Here is a 20,598-nt window from a genome sequence, read left to right on the forward strand (position 1 = left end):
TATCCGTGTAGAGCCGCAAGCACAATAAGTGCGTGTGTCCAAAAAAACGGGCGGGGCAGCAGCGGTCAGGTTTGGCCGGGCATCACTGCGCTGACTATCCAGTCGATGGAACGGCCGGTGCGCAGGCCTGTGTCGATGATCCAGTCCGGTGGGACGCGCTCGTTCTTGCGGGCGTTGGAGATGGCTGCTGCGGAGACATTGAGGAAAGACGCCAGTTCCCGGTCGGTACGAGTGCCCGAGGCCAGCTTGAGCCGCTCGATGACCATGGCCGCCTTGCGCAGGCCCATCTGTTCGGTGATGTCGCGCACCACAACGTACATGCGCGGTTCTCCGTAGATGGCGTCGTGAAAGAGTAGCCTGGCCAGGATCGTGGAGTAGTTTCCGGCCTGATTGCGGATGCGGCATTCCAGATGCTGTTCGCGCCGTTCGCGCAGGACGAGGTGCATGGCCTGGCGCACCACTGGCAGATCGTCCGGATGCATGAGGTCGAGGACCGGCCGCATGTCGAGGGTGTAGGCGTCGAAGGTTTGCGGCCGCCCGTATATCGAGGGGTTCAGGGTCTGGGCGGAGCGGCGCAGGATGCGTCCCTGGTCGTCGCTGACTACGACCACATCCTCCTCCCGGGCGCGCAGCTGTTCCATGAAGGCGTTCTCCTGCAGGACCTTGGCCGAAATATCCTGGGCAATCCCCAAAAGACCGATGACTTCCTGGCGGTCGTCATCAAAGATGGGACGGCGGATGACCCTGTACCAGACCTGCGGGTCGGTCAGATGGGGCACGGCAGGGTGCAGGAGTTCCTGCTTTTCCTCAAAGACCTTGAGCGCCGCCTCGATGGGAAAGCGGGCCTGTTCGGGGTCCAGAAAGTCGTATTCGCTCTGCCCGATGACCTCGGCGCGTTCGCGCCTGTAAGCCTTGAGGTAGGCCTGATTGGCCGCGACGATCCGCAGGTCCCGTCCGCTGACCCAGGCCAGGTCGGGCAGGGCGTCGACGATACGCGTGAAATCACCGGCCAACTTGGAGGAAAAGGTGAAGGGCCGCTGCTGAAAAAATCCGCTGTAGGCAAGAATCCGTCCGTCCGATCCCCGGATGGATTCGGCGCTGTACCAGAGTGTCAGGGGGGAGCCGTCCTTGCAGCGCAGGGTGACGGCTCCGTTCTCGACTTCGTTGCGTTCGTTGAGCTGGTTGACGATGCGCTTGCGTGAGGCGGCGGTGTAATAGAATTGTCTTGCGGGCCTTCCGACCAGCTCGTCCCGCGAATAGCCGCAGACCGCGCACAGGGCCGGGCTGGCGGCCTGGATGATGCCGCTCGGGAGGACTGTAAACCCCATTTCCCGGCCGGGGCCGGTAGCCCGAAAGGTGCCCCATGCAAGGGTGATCGCGCCGTCAGTGGCCGGGATGCCGACGAATTTCCAGCTTACATGTCTCGTGCCGGCACCATCGGGAAGAATGACGCGTAACCGGGCCTCGCGCAGGGGCGGAGCGTTCTCGGGCAGGCTTGAGAATTCCCGGGTCCGGACTTCGTCCTGCAATTGCTCGATGATATCCTTGGGCGCATAGCTCCCGGACGGGGCACTTTGGATTTTGCGCACCGCCTCGTTGGCGAAGAGTACATCGCCCTTGTGGTCGAGGATCAGGACCAGATCGTCTGTGCTTGAGAGTCGCGGGGAATAGAAGGTCAGAAGATCGCTTACTGTCATGGATTAATCGGTGCTTTACGGCGATTGGCGTTGTTCATAAAAAATGAATGAAAAAGATATTGCGGTTCATTGACGTTTTACTTCTGCCTGCTACAGTCCCCGGGCCCTGTCAACGATGGCGGCGCAAATCACAAGAGGGAGAAGAGAAATGCGAAGATGGATTTTGATGTTGTGTGTTGTTCTTTGTCCAATGCAGGCTTGGGCCGCCGGTTACGGTGTCTATGAATGGAGCGCCAGGGGCAATGCCCTGGGCGGGGCCATGGTGGCCCGGGATGGAGATCCCTCATCGGTGGCCTTCAACCCGGCCTGCATCACCGACGTGCCGGGCGGGCAGATCCAGGTCGGGGCCACGGCCATTGCGCCCACGGCGACTATGAACGTGAAGTCCGGTTCGTCGGACGACATGGATTTCGCGGATTCGGTCTGGGCCTTGCCTACGATGTATTATACGCAGCAGCTCTCCGACAATTACTGGTTTGGACTTGGCATGTTCTCTCGGGCTGGCCTTGGTACCGAGTACGAGGACGCGGACTCATGGGCCGGTCGCTACAACTGTTCCCGCGCAGCCATCAAGTCTCTGTCCATCAACCCCAATCTGGCCATGAGGTTTTCCGACGCCTTTTCCCTGGCGGTGGGTGTGGAGGCGACGTATCTGCATTTTGGGTATGATATCACCTTCAGGCATCCGCTCGCTCCGGATTCCGGTTACCTGCATGAAATTTCCGCCGATGGATGGGGCTACGGCCTGAATCTCGGAGCGCGCTACCGGCCTTTCGACTGGCTCGCGTTCGGTCTTGCCTGGCGCAGCGAGATTCAGATGACGGTACACGGTGACGGAGACTTCACCAAAAAAGGGACAGTGGATCTCCCCTTCAAGAGTACGGACGTGACCGGCACCGAGCCTGTTCCCGAATCCGTGACCATGGGCGTCATGATCAAGCCGATGGAGCGTTTGAGTCTGGAATTCGACGCGGTGTGGACGAAGTGGAATTCCTACAAATCCCTGATCGTCAATTACGACGATCCGCAACCAGGTTTCGGCTACAAACTGGAAAGCGACAAAAATTGGAATAATACATGGAGATTTCAGTTTGGAGCCGAGTACGCTCTGACAGACAGTGTCGACCTGCGTGCCGGCTACGTTTACGATCAGTCTCCGGTCAATGACAATTACGAGGATTATGCCGTACCCTGCACCGACCGGCAGATCGTGACCCTCGGCGCTGGCTGGAAGATCAACGACACTTGGGTGATCGACGCTTCCTACGGCTATTTATGGATGAAGGACCGGGAGTACGAGGCGAGAGAATCCGCGCACATAATCGAACTGACCCGCGAAGACGCCCACGCCCACATGGCGGGCCTGAGCGTGACCTACCGTTTTTGAAATCCGGATGCCTCGCCTGGGGCGACAAAAAAGGCCGCTGCGTCCGAAACTGGCGCGGCGGCCTTTCTTTTGTCGGCGGCGGTGAATTATCGAAACGTCTTTATGATGCTGTCCAGCTGGTCGATGACGTTGGTCCTAACTTCGTCTTGGTTGACTCCGGAGAGGTCGAGAATGTTGCCTTGCAACCAATAATCAGGGGGTGAATCGGGTAGCGCGGCGTATCCGTATTCCTGGGCCAGATGGCGGGCAGAGCGCAAGAGGGAGTGCATGGTGCGGCTATCTGTATCGAGCTTCGGTTCGGGTATATGGTAGGATGAGATGATGTCGGGCACGAAATCAGGAAACGCCCAGCGCTTGACCACTTCCGCGCCCAGTTCAAAGTGGTCGAAGTCTTCGAAGATTTCCTTTTCTCGCGCATAAATTTCAGGCAGCGGGCGCGAGAGGTCTTCAATGATGAATTTTGCGAACGCATTGTAGAAATTGATGGCGAGCACAGGAATGCCGATGACATGCATAAGTCCCAGGGGATAGATCATGGCGATCATCTCCATTGGCAGGGCCTTGACCTGCGGACAGTCCTGAATGAGGCGCTGCATGGTCAGCGAGACGGCCAGATTCTGTTTCCAGATGCTGCGCAGGAGGCTGTTGATTTCCGCGTTGTCGGATCTGAAGGCCGATTCAAGGACCACATGGAAGATGATTCTGCGGATTTCCTTCATGCCAAGCCGATTGAGCGCGACCCGCAAGTCCGTAATCTCCGAAACGCCGGCGAATAAAGGGGAATTGGCGCAGGCCATGACGGAACCAAAAATGGCCGGGTCCAGTTCGACGGTCCTGGCGAAGGCTTCCATATCGGGGTTTTGGGAGTTGATCAGTTTCATCAGTTCCATTCCGACGGCTTTTACGCCCGGAATGTTGAAGTCGATATGGGCAAGTCGTTTGACCGAGTGCATGATTGTATCCGGTGTTGAGGTTTACTTACTCGCGTCCCAATACAATGTCGGCGGCCGCGCATCAAGCCTTGATAAAGATGAGACAGTTGCACCATTGAAAACAGCCTTGAACCCCTGTCAAGGTCCGTCGGTCGCTGCCTCCCGGATTCCGGAAAGCTCCCTTATCGTCCATGTCGGCAGGGATTCGGGATTTACGGAAGTGCGCGTAGGCAAAGGGTGAAGAAAGCTTCTGGTTGTTGGTTTTGTCCTTTTGCGCTAGGACAATGGGTACATATTCCATTGTCTAAAGAGGGACCATGACATTTGCACGACTTCTGATCCCCATACTGCTTCTGATCATGGCTGCCTGCACGGAAAACGAGCCTGTCGTGAAGGTCGATATGTCAAAGGTCGAAAGCGTGGCTCCGCTCGGTTCGACCTCGGCCATCACGTATGCCTATCTGCCCCAATATTCCCACTCGGTATCCTTTGAACGTCATCGTCGCCTGCTCGAATATCTGAGGCACAAGACCGGGCTGTCGCTGCGGCAGGTCTTTCCCAATACCTTCGCCGAGCACATCAAGATGGTGGAACGCGGGGAGATAGACATCTCGTTCACCAATCCATTCGTGTATATAACCTTGGCCAGGCTTGGTTCCGAAGCTTTCGCGCGCATCGTGGAACCTGACGGGGGAGCCAATTTTCAGGGCCAGATCATCGTGCGCGCGGACAACCCGGCCATAAACAGCCTCGAGGACTGTCGGGGAAAAAGAATCATCGCCGTTGACCCCAATTCCGCAGGGGGTTTTTTATATCCTTTCGGTCTGTTCTTCGATCACGGCATAATGCAAGAGGATTTTCAGGAGGTCGCCTTTGCCACCGGCGCTGGCGGAAGGCAGGAGGCGGTCGTCCTCGCCGTGTATACGGGCGCTTACGATGTCGGCACCATCCGCAAGGGCACGCTCGATATTGTGCGCGACAAGATTGACCTTGAGCAGATCCGCGTGCTCGCGGAGAGCCGTCCGTACCCGGGATGGGTGTATTCCGTGCGCAAAGGCTTCGATCCGACCATCAAGGACAAGATCGCCCGGGCCCTGCTCGACCTGAGCATGAGCCGGCACGACGACGCCCCGGTCCTTGCCGCCGCAGGAATGATAGACGTCATCTCCGCCCGCGACGAAGACTACGAGCCGATCAGAAGCCTGATACGGCGTTTGGGCCTGAATGGGGATTTTCAATGAAGCTCCTTTTTTCCAGACTCAAATTCGAGACAAAGCTCAATCTGGGCATTATCGCCATCGTGCTTGGCATGGCATCGGTCCTTTTGCCTGTCGTGGCCAAGATGACCTCTTCGGCTCTGGTGGCGGAAAACAAGCTGCGCGGGGCCGCCCTGGTCGAGAGCCTCGCAGCCCGCGCCGTGAATCCGCTTCTGGCCCAGGACTATCTCGTGCTCCGAAATCTGGTCAGTGAGATTGGCGACGTGGTTTACGCCTTTGTCCAGAATGCGGACAACCGGGTCGTCACCCATTCCTTTGCAAAGGGCTATCCCGTCGAGCTGGTGGGGGCCAACAGAGTCGACAGCAATGAGCGGGTTCATGTCCAGCTGATCGATACGGGCCAGATATTCGTCTACGATTTTGCGGCACCCATGATGGTTGCAGGAGAGCGCATCGGGACCGTACGAATCGGATTGTCCAAGTCCCGCCTGAACGCAACCACCAAGCAGTTCGTCTCGGCCCTGGCGACCATGTTCGGCGGGGTGCTGCTTGCGGCCATGGGCTTTGGCAGCATTTTTGCGCGGACGGTGACTCGCCGCCTGGCCAAGCTTCGAGCCCATGCCGAGGATCTGGTGACGGGAAGCCTCGAAAATCTGTCCGTGTTGCCGGGTGAACATTTCTGCTGGGAAATCATGAACTGCAAGGAGACAAGCTGTCCGGCTCATCACGATCGCGTGCGCCGCTGCTGGCTGGTGCCGGACACGAAATGCGCCGGTCATGCCTGCATAATCGGTCCCAAACCAGCGAGCTGTCGGGATTGTCCGGTTTTTCTGCAGAATGTGGGTGACGAAATTCAGGATCTGGCCGAGTCGCTCGACTTCATGGCCTTTACCCTGCGCGATCATATCCGAGGCCTGCGCGAGGCCGAGCAGACACTGACCAACCAGCAGCGGCTTTTGTCCACGGTGCTGGACATGAACCCGGATCTCATTTCCCTGGTGGATACCCGCATGATCTATCAGACAGCCAACCGGGCTTTTGCGCAGAGCGTGGGCAAAACCGTGGCTGAAATCAGAGGGCTCAACGATTTTCACCTGTTCTCGGAGGAAGATGCCGAACGCAGGAATCTCGAAGGCCGGGAGGTGCTCATCACCGGTGAACGCGTGGACAGGCAGGAGCACGTCGAAAGCCCTGCTGGACGCAAGTGGTTCCATGTGGTTCAGATCCCGGTGCATGACGAGTCGGGCCGTATCGTGAGCCTGCTGCGCATGGACAGGGATGTGACCGACATCAAGGAATACGAGCAGCAGCTCATCCAGGCGCAAAAAATGGAATCCATCGGCAAGCTGGCCGGGGGCGTGGCGCATGAGATCAACACCCCGCTTGGGATCATCCTCGGATATTCCCAGCTCCTGAAGGAGGATGCACCGCCCGAGAGTCAGTTGAGCCAGGATCTGGCCATCATCGAGAAGCAGACCAAGGTCTGTCGAAAGATCGTGGCCGACCTGCTGGGTTTTTCCCGCCAGGGGCAGACCGACAAGCGGGAGATGTGTTTCAACAATTCGGTCATGGAGTCCGTAAGCCTGGTCCGGCATTCTTTTGAACTGGACCGGGTTCGCATCGTGACCCGGCTTGATGACAGCTTCCCCATCATCTACGGCGATCCCGAAAAGCTGAAGCAGGTCTGGATAAATCTTCTCAGCAACGCCAAGGACGCCATGCCCGAGAGCGGGGGCGTCATTGTGGTGGTCACCAAGCTCAAAACGCCTCTCGGCATAGTCACGCTTGATCTCGCCGACAGCGGCACAGGGATTGATGAAGTATCATTGAAGAAGATTTTCGATCCGTTCTATACCACCAAGTCGGTGGGCAAGGGGACTGGGCTCGGGTTGTCCGTGTCCTTTGGCATCGTCAAGGATCACATGGGCGAGATTCGTGTGGCCAGCCCGTTGCCGCCTGATTTCGACCTTCCTGCCTTGCCGATGGGCGCGGTGAAGGGGCCGGGGACAATATTCACTGTTGATATTCCCCTTGATCACGGATCCGAGTATTAGGACCGACACTGATGGCCTGGGCCCCGTGGCCGGGATGCCTTCGGCAATCAGAGGCTCCGGCCGGGAATGACACGCCTTCCCGGTTTCATGGAGCGGTCGAACGGCCCGGCGGCGGTAATGCCGCGCAGGCCAATAATTTACCGTAAGGAGAGATGCATGGCATCGATTATTGTTTTGGACGATGTTTCCGATGCGGGAGTCCTGGTGAAAAGGATCCTGGAGCGCCAGGGACATCAGGTCACGGCATTCACCGAAGAGGAGGAAGCCATCCGTCACGCGGCCAAGGGCGCCACGGATCTTGCCATTCTGGACATCAAGCTGAAGAGGATGACAGGGGTCGAGGTGCTGGCGGAAATGAAGAAATTCGCCCCCGGGATCAAGGTCATCATGCTGACGGGTTATCCCACACTGGAAACGGCCCGGGAATCGCTCAAGCTTGGAGCCAGCGAGTACTGCGTCAAGCCCATCGACAAGGAGGAACTTGAATCCAAGGTCGCGGATGTACTCAAACAAAATGACGTAGAGCGCCGGGATGAGGCTCCATGACCGCTTCCCGTCTGCTCAGGCACTGGTTTACCCGTTTGCTGGCTCCGAACAGGCTCATCCGTGAAAAATACGAGCACTTCAAGGAGTTGCTGGACAGTGACGCCAGGGCCCTGGATCTGATCGCGGATCTTGAAGCTCCCATTTACGGCTACGACCCGGCGGACGTGGCCCGGGTCAGGGTGCTGACCGGGCAGCTCGTGCAGGCCGTCCGCGACATGACGACCAGCCTTTATGACATGAACCCTCTCGCCTATGCCGATCTCCCGGAAGCGCTGGAGCGCATCGCTGCGGATATTTCGGTTCTGGTCACGCAGCCCGCGCTCGATTTCGCGCCTCCTTACGTGCTGTCCCTGGATGAAGCGGCGGACCATCCCGGTCAGGTCGGAGGAAAAGCCGGCAACCTGTCCATTGTTCGCCGCAATGGCGTGGCCACGCCTCCGGGCTTTGTGATCACGGCCTCGGCGTTCGCCCGTTACCTGCGGGACAACGATCTCGAAACGGAAATCGAGAAGCGTTTCGAGGACGTGTCCCTGTCCAACAATGACGCCATTGTCCGTGTAACCGGGGAATTGCAGGAGCTGATCCTTGCGGCCAGAGTTCCTGACGACATCGCGGATGAAATTTTACGCGCTGTGGAGGACCTGAATCTTCAGGGCAGGCATCTGGCCGTCCGGTCGAGCGCCCTGGCCGAGGACGGAGACATCTCCTTTGCCGGTCAATATGCCAGCGAGCTCGATGTCCCGCCGTCTGAAGTGCTGACCGCCTACAAACGCGTCCTGGCCGGCAAATACTGTCCACGGGCCTTGGCCTACCGGGTTCGGCACGGCCTCACCGACAACGACACCGCCATGGCCGCCCTTGTCCTGCCCATGGTGGAGGCTTCGGCCGCGGGAGTCGTCTACACCTTCGACCCCGCCTGCTCGGCGGTGGGAGGGAAGGCCGTGGGCGTCTATGTCGTCGGCGGGCTGGCGGCGGAGTTGGTGGACGGATCGGCGACTCCGGGCAAACATTACCTGACCCGTGAGCCCGAACCGTCCATTCTGATGGGTTGCGTCTGCGAAAGTTCGACGGCCATCTCCGATGAAATCCTGTGCGAGCTTGGCAAAAGAGCCATGCATCTCGAAGAAGTTTTCGGACAGCCCCAGGATGTGGAATGGGCCTACGGGCCGGACGGGCTCACCATCCTGCAGTCAAGGCCTTTGCAGCAGGAACAGGACAGGGAGGTTTTTTCGGCCGAGGAAATCAGCACTGCCATCGAACTGGTTTCGGAACTGGATTGCGCGTCTCCGGGGGCGGCCTGCGGGCCTGTTCATCATGTTTCATCCGGCGCGGATTATCGCGGGATTCCCAAGGGCTCGGTAGTTGTCACCCGCACCCTGCGCCCTGCGCTCTCGCAGTTCCTGGATCGCATTGCCGCCATCGTGGCCGGCAGCGGCAGCAGGGCCAGTCATCTGGCTTCCGTGGCCCGTGAGCGAAGAGTGCCCGTGGTTGTGGGGTGCGAGTGCGGTATTCTGCAGGAGGGCGCGGTGGTGACGGTGGATGCGGCGGCAGGGAAAATTTTTGACCGCTGCTTGCCGAGCATCATGGCGAGCAATCTGGAAGCTGAGAAGACTCACGCCCAGGTCCGGGCCGAGAATCGGGAGCTGGCTGCCTGCACGGTGCGCCTTGGCCTTCTGGACCCTGAGGACGAGGATTTCACGCCGCAGGGGTGCCGCTCGCTGCATGATCTGGTCCGGTTTTGTCACGAAAAGAGCGTGGCGGAGATGTTCTCCCTGGTCGACAGGGGGGGCAGGGGACTTGGCCGGTCGCGACTCCTGGAGACGACCCTGCCGCTGGTCATGTATGTGCTGGATCTGGGAGGCGGACTGGCGCAGGAAGCCGGAGATAAAGGGCCCGTGGATTTGACAGCCCTGTCCTGCACCCCCTTGCGCGCACTTTGGGCCGGGCTGGCCGATGAGCGGGTGGCCTGGGATGAGAGCCAGCTGCATGTCGATTGGGAAGCCTTTGATCGGGTCAGCGCCGGAATTTTCAGCAAGGATTCGAGAATTCTTGCCAGTTACTCGATCATCGCTTCGGAATACATGCATCTGAACATCCGTTTCGGGTATCATTTTTCGATCGTGGATGCCCTTTGCGGAGATCTTCCAGGCGCCAATTACATCAAATTCCGTTTCAAGGGCGGCGGCGCTTCCCTGTCGCAGCGCATGCACAGGCTTGTCTTTGTGCGCCAGGTTCTGGAACATTTCGGTTATGAAACGGTCATCAAGGGCGACATGCTCGATGCTTCGTTCATGCGCATGCCCGCCGGCGAGACAGCTCACGCCCTTCATGTTCTTGGTCTGGTCCTGGCCGTGACGCGACTCATGGATGTGAAACTTGCGGATTCGGCCGAGGCGCGAAGCGAAGCGTCCCTTTTTCTCCAGCGTTTCTTCCCGGAGAATGGAGTATGAGCCGCAACGCCTATTCAACGACCTGGGTCACGGACCAGTTGGCTGTTGGGGCGGCTCCCATGAGCTATGAGCAGCTCGATTGCCTGCGTGACGAAGGTGTTGGGGCAATCCTGAATCTGTGCGGCGAATTCTGCGATCTGCACGACATCGAGTGTGCTGCCGGATTTGAGGTGTATCACATGCCTCTTGCCGACGAGGAGGCCCCTGAATTGGCAGAGCTGGAGAAGGCGCTGGCCTGGCTTGATGAAGCCATTTATCTGGGCAAGAAAGTGCTCATACATTGCCGTCACGGAATTGGACGGACCGGAACGGTGCTCAACGCATACCTGCTGCGCAGAGGCCTTGGACATCGCCTGGCCTGGGTCAGGCTGCGGACGCTCCGTTCCAAGCCCGCCAATTTTTCGCAATGGTGGACAATCAGGAAATACGGAAAGCAAAGTCCGAAGCTCACCGTGCGCGAGCCGTCTCTGGAAATGCAGAAGGCCGTTGATCTGAGCCCGTTTTTTCGTGATTACGAAGCCCTGCAGGCCAGGGTGGACGACGAAACCCGCGAGATCACCTCCAAATGCGGGCGCGACCACGACAAGTGTTGCAGCACTCCGATCAAGCTGTCGATGATCGAGGCCGTGTATCTGACCCAGAAAATGAATGTCGGACTACCCAGTGAAAAGCGTCTGGAGGTCATCGCCAGGGCGGTGGAGACCGCACGCCGAGAACGTCTTGCCGACAGCCAGGTCGCGGCCGATGACTATTGCCTGTCCGACGCCAGTGCGCGTTGCCCTCTGCTGGAGGATGGGAAATGCATTCTTTTTGCCGGGCGTCCGCTGCGATGCCGTTTTTTCGGTTTACCTGAAGAGACGGCCGGTGGGTTGTGGGAAACAACCCTTGACCCGGCGTTGGGCAACCTGTCTCTTGAATTGTGGCTTGCTTTTGCCGGGGGAATTGCGAAGGGCTCCCTGCCGCTTTTTGCCCTGTCCGACGTTGTTTCCGGCAAGTACGTGCAGACCCTGTTTCACTTGATGGTGCGCTCGCAGTAACGTATGAGCAATGGATTGTGGCCCTGGAGCGTCTGATCATTTTCAACGAATTTCGAGTTTAACATGGCGGAATATTATGAATGATACCATAAAGGGAATAATAGCGCAGTTTGTTGACGCGACGAGTTCCGTCCTGAAGACGATGGCGATGACCGACGTCAAAGTGGGTACTCCCTTTGTCAAGCAACACGCAGGGGCTCAAGGTGATGTGACAGGCGTGATTGGTTTTTCCAATCCAAAAGGCAAAAGCAGGGGGACCATGTCCCTGACCTTCACCACTGCATCGGCCTTGGGTATCGTCAGCGCGATGCTTTATGAAGAGCAGCCTGAAATAAACGATGTTGTCACCGATGCAGTCGGCGAATTGACGAACATGATATCCGGACAGGCCCGCAAAGGCCTTGTCGGCATGGGCATGATTTTCGAAGGTGCAATACCTTCCGTGATCACGGGAGCCGGGCATACAATCAGGCATGTATCGACAAGCGCCATTTTGGCCATCCCTTTCGAAACGCAGCATGGTGCTCTCATGGTTGAAGTCTGCTTTAGCTGATCGCGCCAGCGCCGCATTTTGGCGGTTGCGCGATCAATAATCTTTTACTATCCCCAAACCCCGCGAGGGGTTTTATTTTTTTGACCTAGGAGAAAAGTATGAAACGTAAAGTATATTTTATTGAAGGCGACGGGATTGGAAGGGAAGTCTGGGCAGCCGGTCGGCCAGTTCTCGACAGAGCCGTCGAACTGGCATTCGGGGACGGCCGAGGTTTTGAATGGGTTGAATTGCTGGCTGGAAAAAAAGCCTTCGAAGAGACAGGTACCTATCTTCCCCAGGAAACCCTGGACACTCTGAAGAGCGCGGATCTGGCCATGAAGGGCCCCCTTGAGACGCCGGTCGGCAAGGGCTTTCGCAGCCTGAACGTAACCATGCGTCAGACCCTGGATTTGTTCGCATGCATCCGGCCCATTCAGTATTTCAAGGGCATTGAAAGTCCGGTCAAGCATCCTGAACGCGTCAACATGGTGATTTTCCGCGAGAACACCGAAGATGTCTATGCAGGGATCGAATGGCAGGCCGGTAGTCCTGAAGCCAGGAAGCTCATTGCGTTCCTGCGTGACGAAATGGGCGCCAATGTGGACGAGCAAAGCGGCATAGGCATCAAGCCGATGACCGCAAAGGGCTCCAAGAGACTTATCCGTAAGGCGATTCAATTCGCCCTGGATCAGAAACGCGAAAGCGTGACCATGGCCCACAAGGGCAACATCATGAAGTTCACGGAAGGCGCTTTTCGAAACTGGGGCTATGAGCTTGCCGCAGAGGAGTTTTCCGGAGTGGTCGTTCGGGAGGGTGAGGAGTGTTGCCCCCCCGGCAGGGTTGTGCTTCAGGACAGAATTGCCGACGCCATGTTCCAGGAAGTGCTCATCAGGCCCGAGAGATACGATGTTATCGCCACTCCGAATCTGAACGGCGATTATCTTTCCGACGCTCTTGCCGCTCAGGTTGGAGGACTTGGCCTGGCTCCGGGAGTGAACATGAGCGGCGATCTGGCATTTTTCGAGCCCACGCATGGGACCGCCCCCACAATTGAGGGGAAAGATCTCGCCAACCCCGGCAGCCTGATCCTCTCGGGCGCGTTGATGCTTGACCATGTGGGATGGAATGAAGCCGCCAATAAAATACGCAAAGCCGTTGAATTGGCTATCTCGGAGGGTCGAGTCACTGTTGATCTGGCCGGACAGATGGCCAATGCAAGCCAGGTTGGATGCGTTGAATTCGGTCAGATTTTGCTTGCCAATCTCGAAAAAGTTTAATGCCAATGATGGTTTGTTGTGTCGCTCTGTGCGCATAACATGCTAATGTTCTTGCATTTTTCTTTGACGAGCATTGAGATATGGTCGAACATTGTTGTGGAAGAGCGCGAGGACAATGAATTTAATATGGCACGTAGCTTGATTTTGAATCATAATGCCGTGCTTGCCCAGAGCATCTGTTTTGGCAGGGTTTAATGTTCAAGGGTTTTATGAGCCGCCATTTCGATAACTCTAGTCTTCGCTTCTGTTGCCTTTTTTTGGTTTGAGTTTTCATTGGTGAGCATATCGGCCGATTTGTTTACAGCGTTTCACAGTAACGTCCGGTTGAGTGGATGTTTTTTTCCGGATCGGCATTGCTTGGTTGGCACAGGCCCGGTTCTTCAAAAAGAACCGGGCTTTTCTCTTTCAAACGGATATCTCACTGCTTCAGCAGGAAAAAAGCCGGCTTAGATGTTTGACAGTTTAAGCGATGATAAAACCGGGAAAATGGAGAGTTTTGAGGAAAGAAAGCAGTTGTCGCGATCTTTTAATTCGGAGCAGAAAGCTTAATTGCGAGTGATTTGGTTCGTTCGTTACGTATCGATAAAAATATCAGATGGTGTTATGGCGTTGACTTTTGCGCAGGTGGACAGAATGAATTTTGTTTGTGACGATGGATTAAGTTTCAAAAGGCAGAGAGATGATTATTTTGTTCACTGTTTTTCAACGCATTATTTCTTGCATGGACTGAATGTTTTGTGCTAATAAATTAACTATCGACGAGTAAATGCAGGGTTTTGGGTGAAGAAAAAAACCGTTGAGGATATAACGCTGTGAAAAAATTAGGTTTTTTTTCTAAGAAAAATGCCGGCGTCGGTTTGGATCTTGGAAGCGAATGGTTGAAAATGGTAAAGATTCGGCCGGGAAAAGGTGATTTTATTCTGGAAAGTATTTCCAGAAGTCCATGGCAACCTGGTGACCTTGACAATAATTCGGCAACGGCAAAAAAAATCGCAGGACTTTGGTCGCAGCTTCTGCTCAAGGAGCAGGTTGTCGCTTCGTCAATGGCGGGGCATGCGGTTATCGTCAAACGTGTCACTTTCGAGTCTGATTCACCCAAGACTTTGGGAGACACTGTCCACAAAGACGCACGTCAGTACATTCCTTTCGATATCAACGATGTTTACCTCGATTTTCAAATTCTAGGCCCTGGCGCAAAAGAGAAGAGCTACGACGTTTTGCTTGTGGCCAGCAAGAAAAAGGTTGTGCAGAACTTGAGCGACGTGATCACCCAGTCCGGTCTGTCTCTCTCTGTGATCGATGTCGATTCTTTTGCGATATGCAACAGTTTCGAATACAACTACCCTGAGCTTCAGGACAAGCCTGTTTATCTCCTGGATATTGGTGGTGCGCAGAGCGTATTTTGCATTTATCACAATGCACAGCCAGTATTTTTGCGCGAAGTGTCGTTTGGCGGACGGGTAGTTACTGAATCGCTGGCATCCATTCTCAACTTGAAAAGGATGGAAGCTGAGAAGATCAAGTTGGGCGGCAAGGACAACCTTGACGACAAGAATGCCAAGGCCGTTGCCGACGCCGTGAACAAGACTTTCAAGAATTGGTGTGACGAACTGAAGCGCCTTATAGGGTTCTACCATTCATCTTCAAGCAATGTCGTGCCTGCAGAGTCGCTTTATCTTTCTGGTGGCGGGGCTTTGTTTGGTGGACTCAAGGATGTTTTTCAGAACGAACTTGGTTTGGATGTTCAGTATCACAATCCGTTCCGGAAAATTTTTGTCGACAGGAATTCTTTTCAAAAAGAATACCTTGAAGAAATAGGCCCGCAAATGGTTGTTCCTTTTGGCCTTGCCTTGAGAGCAATATAATATTGGAAGCCAGCTATGATCAAAATTAATTTACTTCCTCAGCAAAAGCGAACAAAATCAACAAATATTGAAAAAAGCTTTGTTTTTTTCGTGTTTGGAGTGCTTCTGGTGCTTGGGTCCGTTTTTGCCGTAGACTATTATTTTTCCGCTCAGCTTGCTGATTTGAATGCGTCCGTGTCCCAAAAAACGCAGACTAAGACGCTTTTGGAAAAAGAGGTCGCCAAGGTCAACCAGACCATGCAGGAACTTCAGGATATCGAAGGAAGAATCAAGATCATCAAGCAGGTGCGTCTTCGTCAGGGCTTGCCCGTCAAGTACATCGATGAGGTTGTCACCAATATTCCGCAGAACAAATTGTGGGTCGAAAAGTTCAATGTTGATGCCAGTGGTAACATTGCACTCACTGGAGTGGCCTTGGACAATCAGGCTTTTGTCAGCTTCGTTGAAAGGCTTCGTCTGTCGAAATATATAGCCAGTGTGGACACACGAAGAACGTCCCGCCGTGAAATTGACGGGCTTGGACTGGTTTCTTTCGAGTGTTCCGTCAAGGCCCAGGAGTATTTCGAGAACACAAGTACGAATGGAACAACAAATGGATAAATCTACAGTTTCCAAAAAATTTGCGGAATTGTCATCCCTGCAACTGATCCTGATACTGCTCGGGTTGGCGGGGTTGGTTTACGGGGCATATTGGTACTTTGTCCTCGATGGCAAACTGACCCAGATCGCCAAAGCCGGGCAAACCATAGAGAAACTCGACAAGGATATCGCCCTTTACCGAGCACAGGTAGCCAAACTGCCGGAATTGGAACGTAGCTTGTCCTTGCGGAAAAAGGAGCTCTATTACGCCAAGACTCTGCTTCCCGAAGATGCCCGAGCCCTTGAGATGCTACTCGCCTCATTTGAAAAATTGGGCCGCGACGAAAATGTCGAGTTTATACTTTTTCAACCCGGCGCAGAACAAATCCAGGAATTTTACGCAACCCGTTCGGTCCAGTTGCAAATCAGCGGGACATTCCATCGCCTTGTTACGTATTTCGACCGGCTTTCTCGTCTCGATCGGCTTGTAACCATTCAAAACATCACTTTTTCGCCAGTCTCTGATTTTTCTCCGACGGAAAAGTATCTGAATACCAGTCTTGTTCTTCAGGTCTACCGGGCTCTTACAGCGGCTGAAATTGAGGCTCGAGAAGCGCAAAAAAAGCAAAATAAGAAAAAAAAGTGAATGAGACGCCATGAAAGTACACATTTTGATCCTGACAGCTTTGTTTTTTCTCTGTGCGCCTGTGTTTGCCGCCGAGGGAACGACGGATGGGTCCGGTCAGGAATTCCCGGACTGGATAACGTCCCAGAATCCCCCTTATGAAGCAAAGGGCAAAATTGATCCGTTCGTGTCGTTTGTGAAGATTCGCGAGTACGAACTCATGCAGGCTGCCAAAAAGGCAAAAATCGAGAAAAAGGCGGCCACGCCGCTGGAAACGGTCGATGTTCGAAGCTTGAAGCTCATTGGAATTATAAACAAGATGGGTGGAAATGCCATGGCGATGGTTGAACTGCCGGACGGCAAAGGGTATTTGATCCGCCCCGGCATGACAATTGGACTATATGATGGCGTGGTCACTTCTATAGGAAATGAGGTGCTTGTCGTCGAAGAAGATGTCATCGATGTTTTTGGTGAAGCAAAAAAGCGAATAATTAATTTAAGATTGCGGCAAGAGAAGGAGTAGGGTGCTATGAAGATCTTCAGAGCGATATCTGGATTTTTATTTTTTGGTTGTATCGTTGTGCTGACTTCATGCGCAACGCACTCTAAGCCTGCCAACATGGATACAGGTGGTGCGACGGATGTACCTGTTCAAAATCTCCCGACAGTGGTTGTGTCCGAGGCCCTTGGGAAAACGATCATTGACATGCCACTGGATGCCAACACGCAGATTTATGCCGATCATGATTCCGATAAAAATATCAAGGTCTTGTTTACTCCGCCTGTCACTGATTTCGAACTGCCGGTGAATGTGACTTCTCTCGTCAGTGAAATTCAAAAAGACATGGATGGAGAAAAAGTCAAATCCCTGAATATTTTTCTGAATGAAAACAGCAAATTTCTTCTTTCAAAACAATCAGACACTCTTGGCCGCTTGATGCTTGTATCTGACGACACGTCAGTTCCTCAACTTCCGTCGAATTATATCACCTCACTGAATTTCAAACCCAAGAATGATTCTCTGCAGGTCGTCACGTATTCGAGCCTGCCTTTTGAGGTGACTCCCGGGCAAGACGGTGATTTCAAACTGACTTTCCGCAAAGTTCAATTTCAGGACACGTTGTTAAAAAAATACGACGTGACCAAACTCGGCTCTTCGGTTGATTATGTCACCGCGATTAACGGCAATGACGGGAACGCTTATCTTTTGTTCGCCGGTGCGAAGAACCCCGCCTTGTCCGTGCTGCGCAAAGGTGATGAAACACATATCCTGGTAAAGGGTAAAAGCTCGCAGGCGGCACAAGGTGACGTTGCAAGTGTCCAAGCACCGGATACTGCCGAAGCCCTTGCCGATACGGCGAGTGAGATTCAGGAGCTCAACACCCTCTTTCCGGGCATGAAAGAGCGATACACTGGCGAGCGGATATCCATCGATTTACAGGATGCTGACGTCGAGCATGTGCTGCGTCTCATTTCTGAAATCAGCGGCTATAATCTCATTCTTGATGACGGCATTACCGGAAAAATCTCTCTCAAGCTCGTTGATATCCCCTGGGATCAGGCTCTTGACCTGGTGCTTCTGCAAAGAGGGCTTGGCATGGTCATAAAGGGCAACATCATGCGCATCGCTTCGATCACCAAACTCGAAGCTGAGCGTGTCCAGTTGCAGAAAGCCCGGGAGGCCGCAATTCAGGCGCAGGTCAGCATGCAGAATCTTGCTCCGCTCAAGACCGAGTACATGCAGATCAACTACAACACCGCCGCCGAGTTTGAAGGCAAGGTCAAGACGATGTTGACCGGGCGAGGTTCGGTGTCCTCAGACCCACGCACAAACATTCTTATAGTCACCGATACTGAAGATACACTGAAACGTGTGGACAGTTTCATCAAGAAACTTGACCGCGCCGAGCGTCAGGTCATGATCGAAGCGCGACTTGTTTACGCCACAGACGAATTTCAGAGAAGTCTTGGCGTCAAATGGGGCACGACTTACAATACCGAGACCGCAGAGAATCTTCCCAATGAGCAGTGGCGAGGCAATTTTGCTTCTACAGGCCTCAACGCTATCAATACCGTTAACGGGATCACACTCGGCGGAACAATTGGTAAATATCTTGGAGAAGATTTGTTCACTCTCGATGCTGCGCTGCAACTTGGTGAAACAAAAAATCTGGTCAAGACAATCTCTTCGCCCCGCATTCTCACGCTGAACAACAACAGGGCCGAAATTCAGCAGGGCACCAAGCTTGCCACCGCAACGGAGTCGGAGAGTGGCGGCACCACGACCGAGTATGAGGAAGCGGTTCTCAAGATCTCCGTTTTGCCGCAGATCACCCCTGACAACAAACTTATTCTGGATCTTGAAATCAGCGATGACAGCCCCAAGAGCGATGGCCGCGACATTGATACCAAGCAGACCAAGACCAAGATGATGGTCAGTGATCGTGAGACCATCGTCATCGGTGGTGTGCAGAAAACCACGGAAACCAGTGGTACGAATCAGATCCCCGGTTTGGGTGATGTCCCTGGTCTGGGTTGGCTTTTCAAGAATACCTATGATGCCAAGAACAAGGCCGAACTCCTGATCTTCATTCAGCCTCGCATCATGTAGTCGCTCCCTGTCAGCACATAAAAACAAAGGCCGCTTGTCACCAAGCGGCCTTTGTTTTTATGTGCTGAATACAAATGACAGAATTCGGCAGAATGCGTTCAAGCTATTTTTTTTCTGGGAATAATTCGTCGGTATCGAAGTAATGACCGCGAACACAGTTCGCATAGGCGTTGACGTCAGCGGATGCGATGGCTTCGTACATGGTTTGATGCTTTACGATTTGGTTTTGCAGCAGGGACGCAGCATGGTCGTAGTAAACCGCGATATAGGTCCAGTAATAATTTCCGAGTGAATTCCAGGCTTTCTCAAGTGATTCGCTGTGGGCTGCCTTCACGATGGCAAGATGAAATGCCATGTCATGTTTGCGCATGTTTTTTGAATCGTTTTTGTCCACGCATATTTTCATGTTGTCGACGCAGCTCTTCAAAAAAGCAAGATCGAGATACTTGGATCCGTGTTTGACAATGCTCCATCTGACAGCCAGGGCCTCAATTTCCGTGCGGACATCATAGTAATCATTGAGTTGGTCCTTGGTAAGAGTCCTTATGCGGGTACCTTTGTAGGGTTCCGTCTCCAAAACTCCCTGTGCGATTAGGTCGCGTATCGCCTCTCGTACCGCTCCCTGACTGATGGATAGCTCCCTTGCCAATTTTGATTCGACTATCTTGTCCCCCGGGTTGAGATCGCCTTTAAGGATGGATTCCATAAGGTATTCTGCAACATCGTCTCGCAAAACTCTTCTTTTAAGCAAATTTTTTGTTTCCATTAGTATATCCTTTAGAAATATAATTATTGATTGCTAGAAAATTGTGATTTTTTCTTTTCATTATTATCTATAAAATCAGTTTTAAATAAGTAATTTTGCAATATGTCGCTGTCTAGCTGTGACTCGCAATTTATTTTAGCAACAATCATACATTCATCTTTCAAGCACTTTGATCGAATAAGCTGGCATGGCAAAAATAAGGGATAGTCACTTTTAGGCAGGTTGAAAAGTATAAAAAAATCTTTTGCAATTTTGTACTCGTCAGATATTTTTTTTAAAACAAGTTGAGCTGAATTGAAAGATATACTCTTTATTAAGCAGTTTTTGTATGATTTTTTGTTTTCTGTAGTTTCCATAATGACAGCTGGAAATGAGCATTTTTTTCTTGGAGAAAGTCTTTTTTCCTGTTCCGCTGGTGAGTTGTTTTCGTGAATTAGCACATATTCTGTAAGAATATTTTCAATTAAAGAAGAGATTGTCCTGTTTTCAATTCTACAGATAGATTTGAGTTGAATGAGAGTCTCGTCGTCGGTACGAAATGAAATTTTCGTATTTTTACGTGTGCCGGATTTTTCGAAAATATTCATAATGCTTCACCATTTTTATCTGAACTTGAACATCGTTTAAAACCGTATTTTTAACATGTTATTAGTTTCATATTTTGAGCTGTTTTTCAATAATCAATTTTCTGTTATAGTTTTTGCTTAGATATGTAACTTGTTAATTTTATGGATTTTCTGTTCTTGATTGGTTTGTTCGTTTCACAACGACCTGGTTGTGAACGAAATTCAGATTTTGCTATTTGGAGTAGTCTAAAGACTTGGTGGCGATTTTTACAGGCACTTGCGTTTTTCTGAGCGGTAAATTGCCTTCCCTTGAATGATGGCTGCCCGGCCCTGCAAAGCGCGTAACACATCGAGGAAGAGAAGTGGCCCCAGAAATTTGCACAAGCCTTTAGGTGGGAACTCTGCTAGTCCCGACCCCTTCAAACGCAAATGATTAGGGAGCAGAGAATGACGAAGA

The 20,598-nt window shown here is 53.2% G+C and carries 16 protein-coding genes; 13 read left to right on the plus strand and 3 right to left on the minus strand.

Annotation, left to right across the window (positions count from 1 at the left end; genetic code table 11):
- Nucleotides 1-65: 65 nt before the first annotated feature.
- Nucleotides 66-1,697, minus strand: coding sequence for a histidine kinase (locus tag CVU60_08585; protein ID PKN42260.1), 1,632 nt, complete (start codon nucleotides 1,695-1,697; stop codon nucleotides 66-68).
- Nucleotides 1,698-1,845: 148 nt separating this feature from the next.
- Between CVU60_08585 and CVU60_08590 the strand changes: the two genes are divergently transcribed.
- The gene (locus CVU60_08590) at nucleotides 1,846-3,084 is read left to right on the plus strand and encodes a transporter (GenBank protein ID PKN42261.1); all 1,239 of its coding nucleotides are present in this window, start codon (nucleotides 1,846-1,848) and stop codon (nucleotides 3,082-3,084) included.
- Nucleotides 3,085-3,170: 86 nt separating this feature from the next.
- Here CVU60_08590 and CVU60_08595 read toward each other — a convergent pair whose 3' ends face one another.
- Entirely contained in the window at nucleotides 3,171-4,037 is an 867-nt protein-coding gene (locus tag CVU60_08595; GenBank protein PKN42262.1) for a hypothetical protein, read from the minus strand.
- 296 nt (nucleotides 4,038-4,333) lie between these two features.
- On the opposite strand from CVU60_08595, the gene CVU60_08600 reads away from it, so the two are divergent.
- The 12 genes from CVU60_08600 to CVU60_08655 all read left to right on the plus strand — a co-directional run bounded on the left by CVU60_08600 (nucleotide 4,334) and on the right by CVU60_08655 (nucleotide 18,809).
- Nucleotides 4,334-5,257, plus strand: a complete 924-nt coding sequence (locus CVU60_08600) for a phosphonate ABC transporter substrate-binding protein (GenBank protein ID PKN42263.1) — start codon at nucleotides 4,334-4,336, stop codon at nucleotides 5,255-5,257.
- Nucleotides 5,254-7,287, plus strand: coding sequence for a PAS domain-containing sensor histidine kinase (locus CVU60_08605; GenBank protein ID PKN42264.1), 2,034 nt, complete (start codon nucleotides 5,254-5,256; stop codon nucleotides 7,285-7,287). Before CVU60_08600 ends, CVU60_08605 begins: the two co-directional genes overlap by 4 nt.
- Nucleotides 7,288-7,443: 156 nt before the next feature.
- Nucleotides 7,444-7,833: a response regulator gene (locus CVU60_08610; protein ID PKN42265.1), complete on the plus strand. Its 390-nt coding sequence runs from the start codon at nucleotides 7,444-7,446 to the stop codon at nucleotides 7,831-7,833.
- Nucleotides 7,830-10,283, plus strand: a complete 2,454-nt coding sequence (locus CVU60_08615) for a pyruvate, water dikinase (GenBank protein PKN42266.1) — start codon at nucleotides 7,830-7,832, stop codon at nucleotides 10,281-10,283. The genes CVU60_08610 and CVU60_08615 overlap by 4 nt, the downstream gene beginning before the upstream one ends.
- The gene (locus tag CVU60_08620; protein PKN42267.1) at nucleotides 10,280-11,320 is read left to right on the plus strand and encodes a phosphatase; all 1,041 of its coding nucleotides are present in this window, start codon (nucleotides 10,280-10,282) and stop codon (nucleotides 11,318-11,320) included. The genes CVU60_08615 and CVU60_08620 overlap by 4 nt, the downstream gene beginning before the upstream one ends.
- Nucleotides 11,321-11,396: 76 nt before the next feature.
- Nucleotides 11,397-11,873 carry a chemotaxis protein CheX gene (locus tag CVU60_08625; GenBank protein ID PKN42268.1) on the plus strand — a complete coding sequence of 159 codons (477 nt, stop codon included), beginning with the start codon at nucleotides 11,397-11,399 and terminating at the stop codon, nucleotides 11,871-11,873.
- A 98-nt stretch (nucleotides 11,874-11,971) separates the two neighbouring features.
- On the plus strand, nucleotides 11,972-13,129 hold the full coding sequence (locus tag CVU60_08630) for an NADP-dependent isocitrate dehydrogenase (GenBank protein PKN42269.1): 1,158 nt from the start codon (nucleotides 11,972-11,974) through the stop codon (nucleotides 13,127-13,129).
- Nucleotides 13,130-13,941: 812 nt separating this feature from the next.
- Nucleotides 13,942-14,994: a hypothetical protein gene (locus tag CVU60_08635; protein ID PKN42270.1), complete on the plus strand. Its 1,053-nt coding sequence runs from the start codon at nucleotides 13,942-13,944 to the stop codon at nucleotides 14,992-14,994.
- A gap of 15 nt (nucleotides 14,995-15,009) precedes the next feature.
- Nucleotides 15,010-15,594 carry a hypothetical protein gene (locus tag CVU60_08640; GenBank protein ID PKN42271.1) on the plus strand — a complete coding sequence of 195 codons (585 nt, stop codon included), beginning with the start codon at nucleotides 15,010-15,012 and terminating at the stop codon, nucleotides 15,592-15,594.
- Nucleotides 15,575-16,219 (plus strand): hypothetical protein, encoded by a 645-nt coding sequence (locus CVU60_08645; protein PKN42272.1) that lies wholly within the window; start codon nucleotides 15,575-15,577, stop codon nucleotides 16,217-16,219. Before CVU60_08640 ends, CVU60_08645 begins: the two co-directional genes overlap by 20 nt.
- A 10-nt stretch (nucleotides 16,220-16,229) precedes the next feature.
- Nucleotides 16,230-16,721 carry a hypothetical protein gene (locus CVU60_08650; protein PKN42273.1) on the plus strand — a complete coding sequence of 164 codons (492 nt, stop codon included), beginning with the start codon at nucleotides 16,230-16,232 and terminating at the stop codon, nucleotides 16,719-16,721.
- A 6-nt stretch (nucleotides 16,722-16,727) separates the two neighbouring features.
- Nucleotides 16,728-18,809, plus strand: coding sequence for a hypothetical protein (locus CVU60_08655; GenBank protein ID PKN42274.1), 2,082 nt, complete (start codon nucleotides 16,728-16,730; stop codon nucleotides 18,807-18,809).
- A gap of 103 nt (nucleotides 18,810-18,912) precedes the next feature.
- Here CVU60_08655 and CVU60_08660 read toward each other — a convergent pair whose 3' ends face one another.
- Nucleotides 18,913-19,575, minus strand: a complete 663-nt coding sequence (locus CVU60_08660) for a GntR family transcriptional regulator (GenBank protein ID PKN42275.1) — start codon at nucleotides 19,573-19,575, stop codon at nucleotides 18,913-18,915.
- Between the last annotated feature and the right edge of the window lie 1,023 nt (nucleotides 19,576-20,598).

Source organism: Deltaproteobacteria bacterium HGW-Deltaproteobacteria-18 (assembly GCA_002841885.1).
Taxonomy (GTDB): domain Bacteria; phylum Desulfobacterota; class Desulfovibrionia; order Desulfovibrionales; family Desulfomicrobiaceae; genus Desulfomicrobium.

Excerpts from the sequence above, each read along its gene's own strand:
- CVU60_08585 (PKN42260.1), bottom strand. The coding sequence starts at position 1,697 with ATGACAGTAAGCGATCTTCTGACCTTCTATTCCCCGCGACTCTCAAGC.
- CVU60_08630 (PKN42269.1), top strand. The coding sequence starts at position 11,972 with ATGAAACGTAAAGTATATTTTATTGAAGGCGACGGGATTGGAAGGGAA.
- CVU60_08625 (PKN42268.1), top strand. The coding sequence starts at position 11,397 with ATGAATGATACCATAAAGGGAATAATAGCGCAGTTTGTTGACGCGACG.
- CVU60_08590 (PKN42261.1), top strand. The coding sequence starts at position 1,846 with ATGCGAAGATGGATTTTGATGTTGTGTGTTGTTCTTTGTCCAATGCAG.
- CVU60_08660 (PKN42275.1), bottom strand. The coding sequence starts at position 19,575 with ATGGAAACAAAAAATTTGCTTAAAAGAAGAGTTTTGCGAGACGATGTT.
- CVU60_08645 (PKN42272.1), top strand. The coding sequence starts at position 15,575 with ATGGAACAACAAATGGATAAATCTACAGTTTCCAAAAAATTTGCGGAA.
- CVU60_08650 (PKN42273.1), top strand. The coding sequence starts at position 16,230 with ATGAAAGTACACATTTTGATCCTGACAGCTTTGTTTTTTCTCTGTGCG.
- CVU60_08620 (PKN42267.1), top strand. The coding sequence starts at position 10,280 with ATGAGCCGCAACGCCTATTCAACGACCTGGGTCACGGACCAGTTGGCT.
- CVU60_08605 (PKN42264.1), top strand. The coding sequence starts at position 5,254 with ATGAAGCTCCTTTTTTCCAGACTCAAATTCGAGACAAAGCTCAATCTG.
- CVU60_08595 (PKN42262.1), bottom strand. The coding sequence starts at position 4,037 with ATGCACTCGGTCAAACGACTTGCCCATATCGACTTCAACATTCCGGGC.
- CVU60_08655 (PKN42274.1), top strand. The coding sequence starts at position 16,728 with ATGAAGATCTTCAGAGCGATATCTGGATTTTTATTTTTTGGTTGTATC.
- CVU60_08600 (PKN42263.1), top strand. The coding sequence starts at position 4,334 with ATGACATTTGCACGACTTCTGATCCCCATACTGCTTCTGATCATGGCT.
- CVU60_08640 (PKN42271.1), top strand. The coding sequence starts at position 15,010 with ATGATCAAAATTAATTTACTTCCTCAGCAAAAGCGAACAAAATCAACA.
- CVU60_08610 (PKN42265.1), top strand. The coding sequence starts at position 7,444 with ATGGCATCGATTATTGTTTTGGACGATGTTTCCGATGCGGGAGTCCTG.
- CVU60_08615 (PKN42266.1), top strand. The coding sequence starts at position 7,830 with ATGACCGCTTCCCGTCTGCTCAGGCACTGGTTTACCCGTTTGCTGGCT.